This window comes from Azospirillum sp. B21, assembly GCF_008364825.1.
Classification (GTDB): Bacteria; Pseudomonadota; Alphaproteobacteria; order Azospirillales; family Azospirillaceae; genus Azospirillum.
The window spans coordinates 117,573-134,576 of the sequence record NZ_VTTO01000010.1 but is presented as its reverse complement, the minus strand read 5'-3'; the positions used below and the strand labels follow the sequence as shown (position 1 = coordinate 134,576).

Here is a 17,004-nt window from a genome sequence, read left to right as displayed (position 1 = left end):
AACCCGTTCTTAGAAGCGGTAGCCGATGCCGACGCCGACCAGCCACGGGTCCAGCGTGACCTTCGAGGTGACCGGCAGCGCGCCGTTAACGGTCGCGGTGACGTCGGTCTTCAGGAAGATCTTCTTGACGTCGACGTTCAGCGACCAGTTGCCGGTCAGGGCGACGTCGACACCGGCCTGCAGGGCCCAGCCGAAGCGGTTCTTGTACTCGACGTCGGTGACGCGCAGGCCGCCGGCATTCGGGTTGTTGGCCGCATCCTCGTTGTAGAACAGGGTGTAGTTGATGCCGGCGCCGACGTAGGGGCTGATGCGCTCCTTCGGCATGAAGTGGTACTGCACCGTCAGGGTCGGCGGCAGCAGGGAGACCTTGCCGACATCGATGCCGTTGCCCAGCGCCGGCAGCAGGTTGCCGCGGACCTTGTGGCGGCTGGTGCCGGCGATCAGCTCGGCGGCGATGTTGTCGGTGAAGAAGTAGGAGAAGTCGACTTCGGGGATGTAGTCGTTGCCGACCTTGGCCGACCCGATGTCGCCCAGCGGGCTGTTCAGCGTGCCCTTTTCCTGCGGCAGCACGGCCAGGCCGCGCGCACGGACGACGATGTCGCCGGCCGACTTGCCCTTGAAGTCCTGAGCGAGCGACGGGGAAGCGATGGCGACAAGGGCCGAGGTCGCCAGCAGGGCGGCGGCGGCGCGCGACAGGATGGTCATGGGGTCTGCTCCAGGCAATGCGTTGTTGCTGTTCTGTGGCATCAGCCGATGGAGCTATTACCAGACACTGTGTACGGGTACTAGGGGGCTACAACCCTTCCTCTCCTTGTGCAGCAGCTATGCAACAGTGACGAGTTGTCGCATGGACAGGGAAATCAAGGGCTTGGTTTGATCGTTCGCTGCGGAACCAGCGCCATGCAGTTCTGGACGATGGCATAGCATTGGCCAAGTCGTGCCGATCCGCCCGATGCGCCACCATACACCACGCGCTCGACGACACCGTTTCTCAAACTGAAGGTTGCTTCACAGTCGAAGCTGTTGACTTCATAACCATATGCCGGCCAGCCATAGCCGTAACCGTAATGGGGCCATCCCCAGCCGCCGTAATAACCCAGCGGCGGCGGGCTGGGGTAGGACACCAGGCGGGAACTGCGGTAGGTGAAGAAGTCGCGATTGTCGACCGTGGCTTGACGTTCCGGCACGCCGGCGCAGGACAGCAAGGTTTCCTTCGGCAGGCCGATCAGCGCGGTCTGCGCCACCAGCGCCTCGTCCGCTGCCGGGTTGGCGCAGCCGGCCAAAGCCCCGGCGACGGCGAGCGACGCCACCGTCAGAAGCGGGTGGGCCGGCCCGCTCTCCGCCATCCGACGCCCCATCATCCGACGCACAGCCATCGCACGCCTCCCCATATCCCGCAGTCGTTTACCGCAGCCGGGCCGGCGACAGGTCGGACTCGGCGACACCGAGCGCCCGGACATCCTCCGGCAGGCCTCGTCCGGTGGCGAGCCCGGCCGCCACCCGTCCCATGGCCGGCGCGGTCTGGATGCCGTAGCCGCCCTGGCCGGCCAGCCAGAAGAACCCTTCCGCATCGGACGCGAACCCCACAACCGGCACCTTGTCCGCCACGAAGCTGCGCAGCCCGGCCCAGCGGTGGGCCAATCTCCGAACGGAGAATCGCGACGCTTGTTCCAGCCGGTCCACCGTCAGGGCGACGTCCATGTCCTCGGGCTGCACGTCGCAGGGCTCGACCGGCGTCTGGTCGGCCGGGGAGGCCAGCAGGCGGCCGGCATCAGGCTTGACGTAGAAGGTTTCAGCCACGTCTGACACCATCGGCCAGCCGTCCAGCCCCGCCTTGTCGGCCGGGTGCTCGAAAACGGGGTCGAAGGTGATGGCCGTGCGCCGCTTCGGCACCAGCCCGACCGTGGCGACTCCGGCCAGCTTCGCCAACTCGTCGGCCCAGGCCCCGGCGGCGTTCACCACCACCGGTGCCGCGAAGCTGCCGGCGCTGGTCTCCACCACCCAAAGGCCGTCTCGGCGAGCGAGCGCTCGCACTTCGGCATCGGTCACCACCCGGCCGCCGCGCGCCTTCAGTCCGCGCAGATAACCCTGATGCAGGGCATGGACGTCGATGTCGCGGGCATCCGGTTCCCACACGCCGCCGGCCACATAATCCGGACGCAGAAAGGGTGCCCGGGCCAGGACCTGTTCGCGGTCGTAACGCTCGACCGACGGCGTCAGGCGGCGGCCCTGCTCATATTCTGCATCCAACCGGTCGATCTCGTGGTCGCGGCCGATGATCAGCACGCCACGGGGCGTCAGCAGTTCGTGTTCGGCGAAGCCGGCGGGCGGGTTGGTGTAGAAATCCCAGCTCGCCACAGTCAGGGCGCGGATCGGCGCCGGGCCGTAGGTCTGGGTGTAGAGCGCCGCGGACCGGCCGGTGGAGTGATAGCCCGGCTGCGATTCGCGCTCCAACACCAGCACTCGGCCTTGCGCGGCCAGCTCATAGGCCGCCGACGCGCCGGCGATGCCGGCCCCGACCACCAGGAAATCGACGCTTTCCAACTGTCCCGCTCCTCAGAGTCTTATCGGCCGCCTATGGGATGGCGGCGCTTTGGCTTGGCATGTGATCGGGCAGGGCGACCATTTCAAGGATCAGCTTCTGCCGCAGGGCTGCGACGAAACTGTCCTTGTCCATGGCGCTTTTCACGAAGCTTCCCGGACCGCCGATCACGCTCTCCTCGAAATACTCCTCCAGCCAGGAGAATTCGTCGAGGATGGCGAGGCCGTTGACGATGATTCCGCGCTTCGTCACCCGGTCGCGGGCCTCGGCCGGGTCGATCCCGCCGTTGGAAAACCCGTTGGAGACCAGATCGATCACCTGCCGTGGCGCCTTGCCGCCGCGGTCGAACAGCTTCGCCGCCTCCAGAATGGCGCTGCCGATGGCCGTCGAGTCGCCCTGGAAGCCGCGGGGCAGGGCGTCGATACGGTCGGCGAAGCGCCCGGCATCCTCCGGCTTGGCCAGAGCCGTCCAGGGGATCAGAACCTTCAGGCTGTTCGGCCCCGAATAGGCGGCCAGCGTCACCCGCGTCCGTGCCGAAGCGAGCGCTTCGGCCACCGCCGGATCGCGGAAGGCGGCGGCATGTCCCTGCAGCTGAAATTCCAGATCACCGGTCGTGATGGAGGCCGATCCGTCGAGCGCCAGAACCAGCGCCACTCCCGCCTGTCCCTCCTTCTCGGGCGGGTCCGCCTGCGCAAACCCGGTCAAGGCCAGGAGGACGAACAGGACGGTCGTCACGGCACGCGGCATTCCCATCGGCACTCCATCACTCATCCGGCCGGTTACGCATTGGCGAGTGCGTGGCGCACCACCTTCACCATCACCGACGGCAACGCCTGATCGCCCAGTCGGTCCACCGGCACCCAGTTTCCAGCGGCCCGCTGCCAGTCCGGACCGGCCTGGGCGGCGACCACCTCAAGCTCAAGGTGAAAATGGGTGAATGTATGGCGGACCAGTCCCGGCAGCCGGCGCCAGCGCGCGGGCAGGGGTTGTTGGGCCGCGACCGCCGCCTCGTCGGGCAGTTCCGGTCCCCAGGCGGTCGACGGCACCTCCGCCATGCCGCCCAGCAGACCTTCCTCCGCCCGGCGGCGCAGCAGGACGGAGCCCTCCGGGTTCAGCAGCCAATAGGCGACGCCGCGCCGGGTCGGCTTTTCGGCCTTGGCCGCCTTGCGCGGCAGGCTTTCGGCGATGCCGGAGGCGCGCGCCTCGCAATACTCCGCCCAGGGGCACAGCATGCATTTCGGCTTGCGCGGGGTGCAGATGGTGGCGCCCAGATCCATCATCGCCTGGGCATAGTCGCCGGGGCGGAAATCCGGCGTCAGCGTGGCGGCCAGCCGCCGCAGAGTCGGCTTGGCGTTGGGCAGCGGGTCCTCCACCGCGAAGATGCGGGCGATCACCCGCTCCACATTGCCGTCCACCACGGTGGCCTTGCGGTCGAACGCAATGGAGGTGATGGCGGCAGCCGTGTAGGCGCCGATGCCCGGCAATTCCAGCAATGCCGCCTCGTCGCCCGGAAACCGCCCGCCATGCTCAATCGCCACCACGCGGGCGCATTTGTGCAGGTTGCGGGCGCGCGCGTAGTAGCCGAGCCCGGCCCAGGCCACCAGCACGTCGTCCAGCGGCGCGTCGGCCAGATCGCGCACGGTCGGCCAGCGTTCGGTGAAGCTGCGGAAATAAGGGGCGGCGGCGGGCACGGTGGTCTGCTGCAGCATGATCTCGGACAGCCAGACCCGGTAGGGATCGGCGGTCTCCCCCGGTTTGGCGCGCCAGGGCAGGTCGCGGCGGTGGCGGTCGTACCAGGACAACAGCCGCCGGGCGGCCTCGATCGAATTTGAAATCATGATGGGAAGAAATAGAGGGCCGGGAGCGTCTGGGGAAGGGAGCTGGCGATATCCCCGGCCGGAAGCTGGGCATCGGCCCACGCTTGCGCTAGGGTGCCGCCATCCCACATGACCCGGAACCGGTTCCCGGACCGGAGCCGCACAGGAGTGATCGCAGAGCATGAGCGGACCGCGTCGCATCGGCCAATCCGTTCCGGAGGTCGCCGGCAAGGTGCTGGGCAAGCGCGGACTTGCCTTCGGCGCGCTGATCACCGACTGGCCGTCCATCGTCGGCCATCAGCTTTCGCTGCGCACCGCACCCGACAAGCTCAGCTTTCCCCGCGGCAAGCGGGAGGAGGCGACGCTGCACATCCGCGCCATGGGCGCCATCGCGCTGGAACTGCAGCATCTGGAACCGCAGATCATCGAGCGCATCAACAGTTTCTTCGGCTATCGCGCCGTGGCGAAGATCAAGCTGATCCATGCGGCGCTGCCCTCCACGCCATCGCCGGTGGTGCGCCCCCGCGCCCTGACCATGGACGAGGAGATCGGCATCACCACCACCACCGCCGCGATCGAGGACGAGGAACTGCGCGCCACGCTGGAACGCTTCGGCCGCTCGCTGATGGCCCGGCCGAAACGCGCCGCGCGATAGCCGGCTTGCTGGACGCAACGGTGCGTCATTGTCTATACGTCAACATCTGGTAGGAACGAGGGCAAAGTGAACCGCAAAATTTTGGGAATCGCCGGTCTTCTGGCCATCGGCTTCACCGCCGCGTTCGGCACCGCCATGACCGCGGCGTCCACGGCCGCACAGGCCGCGGCCACCCTGCCGCCGGTTTCGGAGATGATGGCCGAGCGCGTGATGGGCGACCCGAAGGCGCCGGTGACGATCCTCGACTATTCGTCGATGACCTGCTCGCACTGCGCCAATTTCCACGTCAACGTGCTGCCGAAGATCAAGGAAGCCTACATCGACACCGGCAAGGCCAAGCTGGTCTTCCGCGACTTCCCCTTCGATCAGGCCGCGCTCAGCGCCAGCATGCTGGCCCACTGCGCCCCGCCCGAGCGGTATTTCCCGCTGACCGACGTCCTGTTCAAAAGCCAGCCGAACTGGAGCCGTTCCTCCGATCCGGCCAAGGCGCTGGCGCAGTACGGCAAGCTGGCCGGCATGACCCAGGAGACCATTGACGCCTGCCTCGCCAACAAGGAGCTGGCCGACGCCATCCTGAACACCCGCCTGACCGGCCAGAACCAATATAAGATCGAAGCCACCCCCACCTTCATCCTCAACGACGGCAAGGCCCGCATCGAAGGCGCCCAGTCGTTCGAGGAGTTCTCGAAGGAAATCGACAAGCTGCTGAAGTAAGCGCTTCATTGAAGCTCCAACGGTTGCAAGAGGGGTGATGCCCCCTCCCTAACCCTCCCCCGCTTTCGCGGGAGAGGGGACTGCCGCCGCTCTAGCACTCAACTCCCTCTCCCGCGAAGCGGGGGAGGGTCGGGGAGGGGGCAACAGTTTTCCAATGCCCATGCTGTCTTAAGCCCGGTACACCAAAGGTTCGTCCCCAGTGCAGTTCACGCGTCTCCGCCTGTCAGGTTTCAAGTCTTTCGTCGATGCCACGGAACTGGTCATCGAACCCGGCATGACCGGGATCGTCGGCCCCAACGGCTGCGGCAAGTCCAATCTGGTGGAGGCGCTGCGCTGGGTGATGGGCGAGACCTCGGCCAAGCGCATGCGCGGCGGCGACATGGACGACGTCATCTTCGGCGGCACCTCCAGCCGTCCGGCGCGGAATCTCGGAGAGGTCACGCTGGCGGTGGACAACCGGTCGCGCACCGCGCCCGCCGGCTTCAACGAGCATGACGAACTGGAGATCACCCGCCGGATCGAGCGCGGCTCCGGCTCCGACTACCGCATCAACGGCAAGCTGGTGCGGGCGCGCGATGTCCAGCTGCTGTTCGCCGACAACGCGTCGGGTGCCGCTTCGCCGGCCCTGGTCAGCCAGGGCAAGGTCGCGCAGATCATCTCCGCCAAGCCGCAGGACCGCCGCGCCCTGCTGGAGGAGGCCGCCGGCATCACCGGCCTGCATTCCCGCCGGCACGAGGCAGAGTTGCGGCTGAAGGCGGCGGAGGGCAACCTGACCCGCCTCGACGATGTCATCGGAGCGATGGACACCCAGCTGCAAAGCCTGAAGAAGCAGGCGCGGCAGGCATCCCGCTACCGCAACCTGTCCGACCAGATCCGCAAGGCGGAAGCCGTGCTGTGGCACCTGCGCTGGATCGCCGCCCAGGAGGAGCGCGCCCGCGCCCATGCCGCCTTCGCAGCAGCCGAGGCCGCGGTGCGCGACCGGATGCTCTCCGTCAACCAGCTGACCGCCCGCCGGACGGAAGCCGCCGCCGGCCTGCCGGAGAAGCGCCAGGACGAGGCGCGCGCGGCATCCGCCCTGCAACGGCTGGTGATCGCCCGCGAGCAGCTGGACGCCGAGGAGAAGCGCGTCGCCGACCAGCAGCGCGCCTTGGAGGCCCGGCTGCGCCAGATCGCCGGCGACCTCGGCCGTGAGGAAGCGCTGGCCGCCGATGCCGGGGAGGCGCTGGCCCGGCTGATGGCCGAGCGCGACCGCCTGATCGCCGCACAGGCCGACGAGGAGATGCTTGAGGAAGCCGCGTCGGAGGCGCTGGCCGAGGCGCGCGAGCAGGTCGATGCCCTTGACCGCGAACTGACCCGCCTGACCGAAGCGGTTGCCACCGACGAGGCCCGCCGCGCCGCCACCCAGCGTCAGGCCGCCGAACTGGAATCCCGCGCCGCCGGCCTCGCCAAGCGGCTGGCGGAGCAGCAGGCCCAGCGCGCTGCCCTGGAGGCGGAAATCGCCGCGCGCGCCGACCTGTCGGACGCCGAACTTGCGGTGGAACTCGCCGAACAGCGGCTGGAGCAGGCGCGCGAGGCGGCCGAGGCCGCTGAACAGGCGAAGGCGGAGGCCGAACCGGCCCAATCCCGCGCCCGCGAGGCGCTGTCCGCCGCCGAGTCCGCCCGTGCCAAGCTGCATGCCGAGGAGCGCGCGCTAGCGGAATTGCTGGAGGCCGGAGCCGGCGGGCCGTTCCCGCCGCTGGTCGACGCGGTGGCGGTGTCGCCCGGCTATGAGGGGGCACTGGCCGCCGCGCTCGGCGATGCGCTGACCGCTCCGCTGGACGAGGAAGCGCCGGTGCATTGGCGCACGCTGCCGGCCTATCGCGCGGTGGCGCCGCTGCCGGATGGGGTGGAGCCGTTGTCGAGCCGTGTGGAGGGGCCGCGGGCTGCCGCCCGAGCGCTCGCCCATATCGGGGTGGTCGACGATGCCGCCGCTGCCGGAGCATTGGCCGCGACGCTGGCGCCGGGGCAGGTGCTGGTCAGCCGGGACGGCGGCGCGTGGCGTTGGGACGGGCTGACCGTTCAGGCCGGTGCCCCCACCGCCGCTGCCGTTCGCCTGAAACAGCGCAACCGGTTGGCCGAACTGCGCGGCGAACTGGAGCTTGCCGAGGAACGGGTCGATCTGGCGCGCGAGACTCTGGAAGCCACGAAACTGGCGGTCGAAGAGGCGGCTCAGGCCGACCGCCGTGCCCGCGATGCCGTGCGCGAGGGCTTCGTCACGCTGAACGCTGCCCGCGACCGCCACGCCAAGCTGGCGCGCGAGGCCGATGCCGCATCCTCGCGCCTTGCGGCGTTGGCGGAGGCCGTCGAACGGCTCGCCGCCGATGAGCGCGATGCGGCCGCCCGCCGTGACGAAGCGCTGGAATTGCTGGAGTCGCTGCCGGACCCGCGCGAAGGGCGGGAGCGGGTGAACGACCAGCGCGCCGCACTGGCCGAACGCCGCGCCGTGCTGGCCGAGAGGCAGAATGCGGTCGACCGCCTGACGCGCGAGGCACAGGCCCGGCGCCAGCGCTTGGGCGCCATCCAGGCCGAAACCACGTCGTGGGACACCCGCTCCGCCGGGGCCGGGGGACGGGTGGCGGAGCTGCGTCAACGCGCAGACGAGGCCGAAGGGGAACTCGCCCAGCTTTCCGGACGACCGGCCGAGATCGCGGCGGAGCGTCAGGATTTGCTCGACCGGATCGCCCTAGCGGAGCGCGACCGCAAGCGCGCCGCCGATGGGCTGGCCGAGGCCGAGTCCCGGCTGGCGGAGACCGAACAGGCGCTACACGATGCGGAAGCGGCGCTGGCTGACGGCCGCGAGGCCCGCGCCCGTGCCGAGGCTGCGGTGTCCGCCGCCCTCCAGCAGGAACGCACCCTGACGGAGCGCATCGCCGAACGGCTGGACTGCCGGCCGGAGGACACCCGCGCCGCCGCCGACCTCGACCCCGCCGAACCGGTGCCCGATGCGGCGGCGGTGGAAGCCCGGCTCGACAAGCTGACGCGCGAACGCGAGAACATGGGGCCGGTGAACCTGCGCGCCGAGATCGAGGCGGAGGAGTTGGAAACCCAGATCACCGGCCTGCATGGCGAACGCGAGGACCTGACCGCCGCCATCGCCCGCCTGCGCCAGGGCATCGCCAGCCTGAACCGCGAGGCGCGCGAACGGCTGGTCGCCAGCTTCGACGTGGTCAACCGCGACTTCCAGGAGCTGTTCACCCGTCTGTTCGGCGGCGGCAAGGCCTATCTGGAGCTGGTCAATGCCGAGGACCCGCTGAACGCCGGCCTTGAGATTTACGCCAGTCCGCCGGGCAAGAAGCTGCAGGTGCTCTCATTGCTGTCGGGCGGCGAGCAGGCCTTGACCGCACTGTCCCTGCTGTTCGCCGTCTTCCGGTCGAACCCGGCGCCGATCTGCGTTCTGGACGAGGTCGACGCCCCGCTGGACGAGGCGAATGTCGGCCGCTTCTGCGATCTGGTGGAGGACATCGCGCGCGAAGGCGACACCCGCTTCCTCATCATCACCCACCACCGCCTGACCATGGCGCGCGTCGACCGTCTGTTCGGCGTGACCATGGTGGAGCGAGGGGTGTCGCAACTGGTCAGCGTGGATCTTAGCCGGGCGGAGGAATTGCGGGGGGTGGCTTGAGGGGGTGAGTGCGGAGTTAGACCCCCACCTATCCTCCCCCGCTGGGCGGGGGAGGGACTGCCGCGGCCTTTCCGAACAAGCACTTGTCTCCTCCCCCGCCCAGCGGGGGAGGATTAAGGTGGGGGTCTAACTCCGCACCCCCGACACCTCACAACCCTCATCCCCCCCGCTTCCACACCGTCGTCTCGATGTAGCGGCTTGCCAGGAACCGGTAGGTCTGCTTCTGCAACGCCTCCACCTTCGGCGAGCGTTCCATCGTGACCTCGTCCCAGCCCTGCAGCAGTTCCTCCCATTCCAGCAGCTTGGCGCGCAGATCGTCGCGGATCTTGCGGATGAACTGGATGGTGGGGTGGAAGTTGCGCAGCGCGCCGACGATGTCGCCGGTCTGGGCGTCGGCCTGATCGAAGATCAGGTCGTACTCGCGCAAGGGCTTGCGGATCAGCCCCTGCATCCGGTTCAACTCGCTGCAGAAGGTGCGGTCGGTGCGGTAGATGGTGGCGAGCTTCGCGATCGCCTGATCGATTCGGCGGATGTGCTTGAAGCGATCGCGCAACGCCTCGATGTAGGACAGCTCCTGCGCCAGATCGTCGACACGGTCGGTCAGATACTGTTCGGCATTGTTGGTCAGCTTCAGCCGCTCCGCGATCTTGGCGAAGGCGGCCTTCATCCGCTCCTTCGTCTGCGGATCCTCGACCAGCTGTTCCAGCTCGTCGATGTCCGACACGATCATTTCGTTGCCGGTGGAGGACGACACGATCTGCACGGTCAGCCGCCCTTTGGCGATGATGCGGTGCTTGTCCTCCACCGACCAGGAGGCGCGGCCGTCCAGCAGTTCCCCCGGGATTTCCTCGCCCGGCCGGATCTGCTTCACGAAGGCCAGCCCCTGTTCGATGACCTCCAGCAGCCGGGCGTCGTGGGTGCCGTCCTCGATCTGGAAGGATTCCATCAGGGTGGGGAAAGCCAGCGTCGCCTTCAGGTCGCCCAGCAGGATGTTCAGCACCGGCTCCTTGCTGTTCGGCTCCTGGCAGAAGAAGGCGCCGGGCAGGCTGAACACCTTGTGCTGGAAGTCGAAATGCGTGTCCCGCATCGGCTGGACCAGCACATTCTCCTGCGCGGCCTTTTCGGCGACCGCAGCGTCCGGGGCGGCATCCGCGGCCAGGGCGGTCTCCGAAGAGGGGGTGGTCTCGTCGCTGCTGGAGGTGTCGGTCATGGGCGGGGGCGGTACTCGGCGTGGGAAGGGCGGGGCGGGAGAAAATGTGGATTGCCCCCGCAGACTACAGCAGATCGCGCAGGCGGAACCACATCATTGCGAGGACCAGCGCCGGGGTGCGGAACCGCCGTCCGCCGGGGAAGGGCGTGTGGGGAATGCGGGCGAACACGTCGAATCGGGCGGCGCTGCCGCCGACCGCCTCCGCCATCACCCGGCCGGCCATGCCGGCCAGCGCCACGCCATGGCCGGAATAACCATGGGCGTACAGCGTGGTGGGCGACAGCCGGCCCAGATGCGGCATGCGGTTCATGGTGATGGCGACCCGCCCGCCCCAGAAGTAATCGATGCGGGCGTCCTTCAGCTCCGGATAGATCGCCAGCATCTTCAGCCGCATCGCCTGCTTCAGCCCCGGCGCGTCCACCCCGGAATAGCTGACGCCGCCGCCGAACAGCAGCCGGTGGTCGGCGGAACGACGGAAGTAATCGAGCGAGAACTTCATGTCCGAAACCGCGATGTTGGTCGGCAATAGAGCGAGCGCTCGCTCCTCGCCCAGCGGTTCGGTGGCGATCATGTAGGTCGCCACCGGCATGATGGTCCGCTCCAGCGCCGGGGCCAGCCCGCCGAGATAGGCGTTGCCGGCCAGAATAAGGTGCTTCGCCGTCACCCGCCCGCGTCCGGTGCGGATCCAGGGCGCCACCCCGCTGTCCATGGCAATGGCGCGGCTGTGCTCGAAGATGCGCACCCCGGCGGCATCGGCGGCGCGGGCGAGGCCGAGCGCGTAGTTCAGTGGGTGCAGATGGCCGCTGCCCTCGTCCAGAAGGCCGCCGATATAGGCCTCGCTGCCGACATGCTCGCGGATGCCGGCGCCGTCCAGCCGCCGCACCCGGTCATAGCCATAGCCGTCGCGCATCTCGCGCTCCAGTGCGGCCACGTCCTGCATGTGGCGGGGCTTCAGCGCGGCATAGGCGAAGCCCCAGGTCAGGTCGCAGGCGATGGCGTGGCGCTCCACCCGCTGGGCCAGCTGGGTCTTCGCCTCCTCCCCGAACTCCCACAGGCGGCGCGCATCCTCCCGGCCGACCCAGCTTTCGATGGTTGCCATCGGCTTGTTGTAACCGGTGATGATCTGCCCGCCGTTGCGGCCCGAAGCGCCCCAGCCGCAGCGCTCCGCCTCCAGCAGCACGACGTCGAAGCCGCGCTCCGCCAGTTCCAGCGCCGCGGTCAGGCCGGTATAGCCGCCGCCGACGATGCAGACGTCGCAGGCGACGTCCCCCTCCAGGATCGGGCGGTCGGCACGGGGGGCGGCGGAGGCCGCGTACCAGCTGTTCAGGTATGAGGCTTTCGGCATGGCCGCAGTTAAGTCCCAGCCGATGGGGGAGGTCAACGGAAAGGCGGATGTTTCACCGAACGGTCATGCGGAACCCTCTGGCGCGGCCCGCTGGAACGGCGTCATAGTGTCGCTGTCGTCCACAGCACGGAGGGGGCTGCCCATCGCCCGGAGCGGTCCGCCATACCCATGGGTTTTATGGAAGACTTCATCAAGAAGAACCGCATTACCGAAGTCGAATGCCTGGTGCCCGACATGTCGGGCATCGCGCGGGGAAAGATCGTCCCCGCCGAGAAGTTCCTCCGCATCCTGCGCGACCGCGGCCTGCGCCTGCCAGAGGCGATCTTCGTCCAGACCGTGACCGGTGAATTTCCCGACGACGAGGACATCACGTCGGACGAGAATTCCGACATCTACATGATCCCGGACGAACGCACGATCCGCTTCGTCCCCTGGTACAACGAACCGACGGCGCAGGTCATCACCGACTGCGTCTATGCCGACGGCCGCCCGGTCGACGTCTCGCCCCGCCATGTGCTGAAGCGCGTCCTGTCGCTGTACGAGGAGCGCGGCTGGAAGCCGATGGTGGCGCCGGAACTGGAATTCTTCCTAGTCCAGGTCAACAAGGACCCCGATTACCCGCTGGTGCCGCCGGTGGGTCGCAACGGCCGGATGGAAAGCGGTCGGCAGGCCTTCGGCATCGACGCGGTCAACGAATTCGACCCGATCTTCGAAGCGGTCTATGATTTCTGCGAAAAGCAGGACATCGACATCGACACGCTGACCCACGAGGCCGGCGCCGCCCAGATCGAGATCAACTTCAACCACGGCGACGCGCTGGAACTGGCCGACCAGGCTTTCCTGTTCAAGCGCACGGCGCGCGAGGCGGCGATCCGCCACCAGATCTACGCCACCTTCATGGCCAAGCCGATGCAGGGCGAACCCGGCAGCGCCATGCACATCCACCAGTCGGTGGTGGATACCGACAGCGGCCGCAACCTGTTCTCCAACCCCGACGGTACCGACAGCGACCTGTTCATGTCGCATGTCGCCGGCCTGCAGAAATACCTGCCCTACGCGATGCCGCTGCTGGCGCCCAACGTCAACAGCTACCGGCGGCTGGTTCCGAACTCCGATGCGCCGATCAACGTGCACTGGGGCCGCGACAACCGCACCACCGGCCTGCGCGTGCCGGTGTCGCAGCCCGACGCCCGCCGGGTGGAGAACCGGGTGGCAGGCGCCGACGCCAACCCCTATCTCGCCATCGCCGCGTCGCTTGCCTGCGGCTATATCGGCATGACCCAGGGGCTGGAGCCGAACGACCCGATCAAGGGGTCCGCCTATCGCCTCGCCTTCACCCTGCCGCGCCACCAGTCGGAGGCGCTGACCAAGTTCAACGCCTGCAAGCCGCTGAAGGAAATCCTCGGCGAACGCTTCATCGATGCCGTCACCTGCGTGAAGCAGGCGGAGTACGAGGCCTACAACCGCGTCATCAGCTCGTGGGAACGCGAGAACCTGCTGCTGAACGTCTGATCCGAACCTATCGGTAGACAACAGGGGCCCGGTAGACGACAGGGGCGGCCGGCGGGGGTTCCCGCAGACCGCCCCTCTACGTATCCGAAAACCGCTTCCTGCGCATCTCCGCGTTGGCCGAGGGCGACCGCCGTCTGCCGCTTCGCGCCGGCCAATTCTCCTTCCGTGAGTCCATCCACCCGGATTTTCCCGACATCCGGCGGAACGCTCCACCCTGCGGGCGCATCCCGGCCCATCCCGGCCCAAGTCTTAACCCGGTGGGGAGGCATTCCCACCCCGTCCAGGCGCCCGGTGCCGCGGCTTTCCACGTCCGCGCTGCCCGGTCGTGGGCAGAAAGCAGAAAAACGCGAGGTTGCCGATATCTCGATTATGGGCGACCGCACACGAAATCGAAGACTTTCAAAATAAAACAGTGATGTATTTTTCAGCCATACAGTTGGTCTGAAAAAGGAAGCGCCAGCGCCACCCGGTGATGCCGCAGTGGCCAATTTGTTATCTACCTTGAGAACAGTCAAGCCTTTCGACCGCATTTGCCGTGGGCATTGCGCGCCGCGTCGCCGTGGTGTGCGCCCTCTTTGCTCTGCCGGCTTGTCGAACCGGCGGAAACGCATCGTCTCGACGCAACCGATGGATGGCCAAGTATGAGCATGCAGCCCGCGATCACATCCCTTCCAACAGGTGTCCATCGAGCCGGGCGGATCCAGCGCGTCGTCGTCCTGGCGCTGCTGTTCGTCGTGCTGACCACCGGCCTGCTCGGGCTGGCGCTTCACCGTGGCGGCCATGCCAGCAACCTGACCGACATCCAGAATCTGTTCGTGTTGGAAAACCAGGATCTGGTTCCGGTCGATTCGTGGGATCCGATGATCGCGGCGCTGAACTGGCTGCACGACCGCCCCGGCGAAAATGTCTATGAAGGCGTGTTCTTCCAGCAGCGCATCAAGTTCCAGTATCCCGTGACCTCGCTTCTGCCGCTGGAGGCGATGCAGGCGGCCGGTATCCTGACTCTCGCGGCGTTCTCACGCATCAACCTGATGTTCGTGCTGGCGACGGCGGCCGGCATGGCGATCCTGATGCTGGAGATGGCGGCATGGCTGCGGCTGCCTGGCGTGCGGGACGACCGGCTGACCCAGGTGCTGCTGGGTGGGTTCGGCTTCGCCGCGACCCTGTGCTTCTATCCGGTGCTGAAGGCCTTTTCGCTGGGGCAGGTGCAGGTCTGGCTGAATGCCGCCTTCGTCTTCGCCTGCATCGCCCTGCTGCGCGACCGCCGGGCGCTGTGCGGCGCGCTGCTCGGCGCATCGACGCTGATGAAGCCGCAGATGTCGCTGTTCCTGGCCTGGGCGGTCCTGCGGGGGGACTGGCGCATGGCGGCCGGCTGGGCGGCCGTGGTGGTCCCCGGCGTGGCGGTGGCGACCCTGCTCTACGGCTTCGCGCCGATGATCGATTACCTCGACGTGCTGCTGTTCATCGGCCGTCACGGCGAGAGCTATCACGTCAACCAAACCGTCAACGGGCTGGTCAACCGCCTGCTGCACAACGGCAACAATCTGGACTGGTCGGCGGAGGCCTTCGCCCCCTACCACCCCGTGGTGCATATCGCGACGCAGCTTTCCGGCATCGCCTTCTTCGCCTTCGGCCTGCTGTGGCGCCGCCGCGACCGCGGCACGGACCGGATCGCCGCCTTCGCCGTCGCCGGCGTCTGCTTCACCACCGGGTCTCCGGTCGCCTGGGTGCATCATTACGGGATCCTGCTGCCGGCCTTCGCGCTGGCCTTTCTCATCCTGCTGGAGCCCGGCGTGAGGCGTCCTGCGGGAGCCTTCGTGTTGCTGGCGACCGCCTATTTCCTGGCCGGCAATCTGCTGTTCTGGCCGGTCAATGCGCTGGCCGCGACGCCGCTGAACATCCTGCAGTCCTACCTGTTCTTCGCCACGCTGATGCTGCTGGGGCTGGTGTGCGTGCTGACCGGCCGGCATGACCGCACCGCAATGCCCGGACCGGGCCGGGGAGGGACTGCCGAAAGAGGTGTGGACGCGGTTGCCGGTGCTGTCGCTCCCGCTCCCGCTCCCGCTACCGACGTCGCGGCCTTTGCTCCGGCTGCCGCGGTCGAACTGCCGGCATCACCGGTCGCGGCGGAGCCCCCGCTGTTCGTCGACCTCGACGGCACGCTGCTGCGGACCGACCTGCTCTATGAATCGCTGTTCGGGTTGATTAAGGCGCGGCCCTGGACCGCGCTGCTGGTGCCGGTCTGGCTGGCCGGGGGCAAAGCGCGGCTGAAGGCGGAATTGGCCCGGCGGGTGGACATCGATCCGGCCGGTCTGGTCTACAACCAAGCCGTTCTGGAGCGGCTGCAGGCGGAGCGCGAACGCGGCCGCCGGCTGGTGCTGGCCACCGCGGCACACCACCGCTACGCCGATGCCATCGCCCGCCATCTGGGCCTGTTCGATCAGGTCCTCGCCAGCAGCGACACCGTCAACCTGAAGAGCGAGCGCAAACTGGAGGCAATCCGGGCGCAGGTGCCGTTCGGGGCCTTCGACTACATCGGCAATGACGAGGCCGACTATGCCGTCTGGCGCGCCGCCCGCCGCGGCATCGCGGTGGATGCGTCCGCCGCGGTGGTGCGCCATGCCGCGACCCTGTGCCCGATCGAGACCATCGCAACCCCGCGCCGGCCGCGCCTGCTGCTGATCCTGAAGGCGTTGCGCCTGCACCAGTGGCTGAAGAACCTTCTGGTCTTCGTGCCCCTGTTGGCTGGCCAGAAGCTGGGCGAGATCGGGCCGGCCCTGCAGGCGGTGGCGGCCTTCCTCGCCTTCGGGCTGTGCGCGTCGAGCATCTATGTGCTGAACGACCTGCTCGACCTGCCCGCCGACCGGCGCCACCCGCGCAAGTGCCGGAGGCCCTTCGCCGCGGGTGACCTGCCGCTCGACCTCGGCCTGTCGCTGATCCCCGGCCTGCTGCTGGCGAGCCTCGTCCTGTCGGTGCTGACCCTGCCGCCGCTGTTCCTGGCCGCGCTGGCGACCTATGCCGCCTCGTCGCTGTTCTACAACCTGTTCGCCAAGAACCGGGTGATCTGGGACGTGATGCTGCTGGCCGGGCTCTATTCGCTGCGTGTGCTGGGTGGCGCCACGGCGACGGCCATCGTCCCGTCCTTCTGGCTGCTGGCCTTTTCCATGTTCCTCTTCCTCAGCCTCGCGATGGTGAAGCGCTATTCGGAGATGGACAGCATGGTGAAACTCGGGCTCGGGCAGGCGGAGGGGCGCGGCTACCTGACCGCCGACATGCCGGTCCTGCAATCCATCGGCGTTTCCGCCGGCTTCCTCTCGGTGCTGGTGATGGCCCTCTACATCAACAGCCCGGAGGTCGGGCGCGTCTACGACCAGCCGCAGGTGCTGTGGATCATCTGCCCGCTTCTGCTCTTCTGGATCGGGCGGGTGTGGCTGCAGACCCACCGCGGGCTGATGCACGACGATCCGGTGGTGTTCGCCGCCCGCGACAAGTGGAGCCTCGCCATAGGTCTGGTCTGCGCCGTCGTGCTCGTCTTCGGCCGGACCTGA

The 17,004-nt window shown here is 68.0% G+C and carries 12 protein-coding genes; 5 read left to right on the top strand and 7 right to left on the bottom strand.

Annotation, left to right across the window (positions count from 1 at the left end; genetic code table 11):
- Window positions 1-9: 9 nt before the first annotated feature.
- The 5 genes from FZ983_RS22300 to mutY all read right to left on the bottom strand — a co-directional run bounded on the left by FZ983_RS22300 (window position 10) and on the right by mutY (window position 4,380).
- Complete coding sequence (locus tag FZ983_RS22300; RefSeq protein WP_247883914.1) at window positions 10-705, bottom strand: OmpW family outer membrane protein; 696 nt, start codon at window positions 703-705, stop codon at window positions 10-12.
- A 155-nt stretch (window positions 706-860) separates the two neighbouring features.
- Entirely contained in the window at window positions 861-1,376 is a 516-nt protein-coding gene (locus tag FZ983_RS22295; RefSeq protein WP_149225679.1) for a hypothetical protein, read from the bottom strand.
- Window positions 1,377-1,404: 28 nt separating this feature from the next.
- The gene (locus FZ983_RS22290) at window positions 1,405-2,544 is read right to left on the bottom strand and encodes an FAD-dependent oxidoreductase (RefSeq protein ID WP_149225678.1); all 1,140 of its coding nucleotides are present in this window, start codon (window positions 2,542-2,544) and stop codon (window positions 1,405-1,407) included.
- 31 nt (window positions 2,545-2,575) lie between these two features.
- Window positions 2,576-3,295, bottom strand: coding sequence for a DUF1194 domain-containing protein (locus FZ983_RS22285; protein ID WP_247883913.1), 720 nt, complete (start codon window positions 3,293-3,295; stop codon window positions 2,576-2,578).
- Between the two features lie 26 nt (window positions 3,296-3,321).
- On the bottom strand, window positions 3,322-4,380 hold the full coding sequence (mutY, locus tag FZ983_RS22280; RefSeq protein ID WP_149225676.1) for an A/G-specific adenine glycosylase: 1,059 nt from the start codon (window positions 4,378-4,380) through the stop codon (window positions 3,322-3,324).
- A 160-nt stretch (window positions 4,381-4,540) separates the two neighbouring features.
- On the opposite strand from mutY, the gene FZ983_RS22275 reads away from it, so the two are divergent.
- From FZ983_RS22275 to smc, 3 genes are all read left to right on the top strand, one after another.
- Complete coding sequence (locus FZ983_RS22275; RefSeq protein WP_109151856.1) at window positions 4,541-5,014, top strand: DciA family protein; 474 nt, start codon at window positions 4,541-4,543, stop codon at window positions 5,012-5,014.
- A 66-nt stretch (window positions 5,015-5,080) separates the two neighbouring features.
- The gene (locus FZ983_RS22270) at window positions 5,081-5,728 is read left to right on the top strand and encodes a DsbA family protein (RefSeq protein ID WP_247883912.1); all 648 of its coding nucleotides are present in this window, start codon (window positions 5,081-5,083) and stop codon (window positions 5,726-5,728) included.
- Between the two features lie 199 nt (window positions 5,729-5,927).
- The gene (smc, locus tag FZ983_RS22265; RefSeq protein ID WP_149225675.1) at window positions 5,928-9,389 is read left to right on the top strand and encodes a chromosome segregation protein SMC; all 3,462 of its coding nucleotides are present in this window, start codon (window positions 5,928-5,930) and stop codon (window positions 9,387-9,389) included.
- Window positions 9,390-9,546: 157 nt separating this feature from the next.
- Here smc and FZ983_RS22255 read toward each other — a convergent pair whose 3' ends face one another.
- Both FZ983_RS22255 and FZ983_RS22250 read right to left on the bottom strand, forming a co-directional pair.
- The gene (locus tag FZ983_RS22255; RefSeq protein ID WP_149225674.1) at window positions 9,547-10,599 is read right to left on the bottom strand and encodes a hypothetical protein; all 1,053 of its coding nucleotides are present in this window, start codon (window positions 10,597-10,599) and stop codon (window positions 9,547-9,549) included.
- 64 nt (window positions 10,600-10,663) lie between these two features.
- Window positions 10,664-11,944, bottom strand: a complete 1,281-nt coding sequence (locus tag FZ983_RS22250) for an FAD-binding oxidoreductase (protein WP_149225673.1) — start codon at window positions 11,942-11,944, stop codon at window positions 10,664-10,666.
- A 168-nt stretch (window positions 11,945-12,112) separates the two neighbouring features.
- Here FZ983_RS22250 and FZ983_RS22245 point away from each other — a divergent pair, with 168 nt between their 5' ends.
- A complete protein-coding gene (locus tag FZ983_RS22245; RefSeq protein ID WP_149225672.1) occupies window positions 12,113-13,456 on the top strand; it encodes a glutamine synthetase family protein in 1,344 nt (447 codons plus the stop codon).
- A 641-nt stretch (window positions 13,457-14,097) separates the two neighbouring features.
- Window positions 14,098-17,004 (top strand): UbiA family prenyltransferase, encoded by a 2,907-nt coding sequence (locus FZ983_RS22240; RefSeq protein ID WP_149225671.1) that lies wholly within the window; start codon window positions 14,098-14,100, stop codon window positions 17,002-17,004.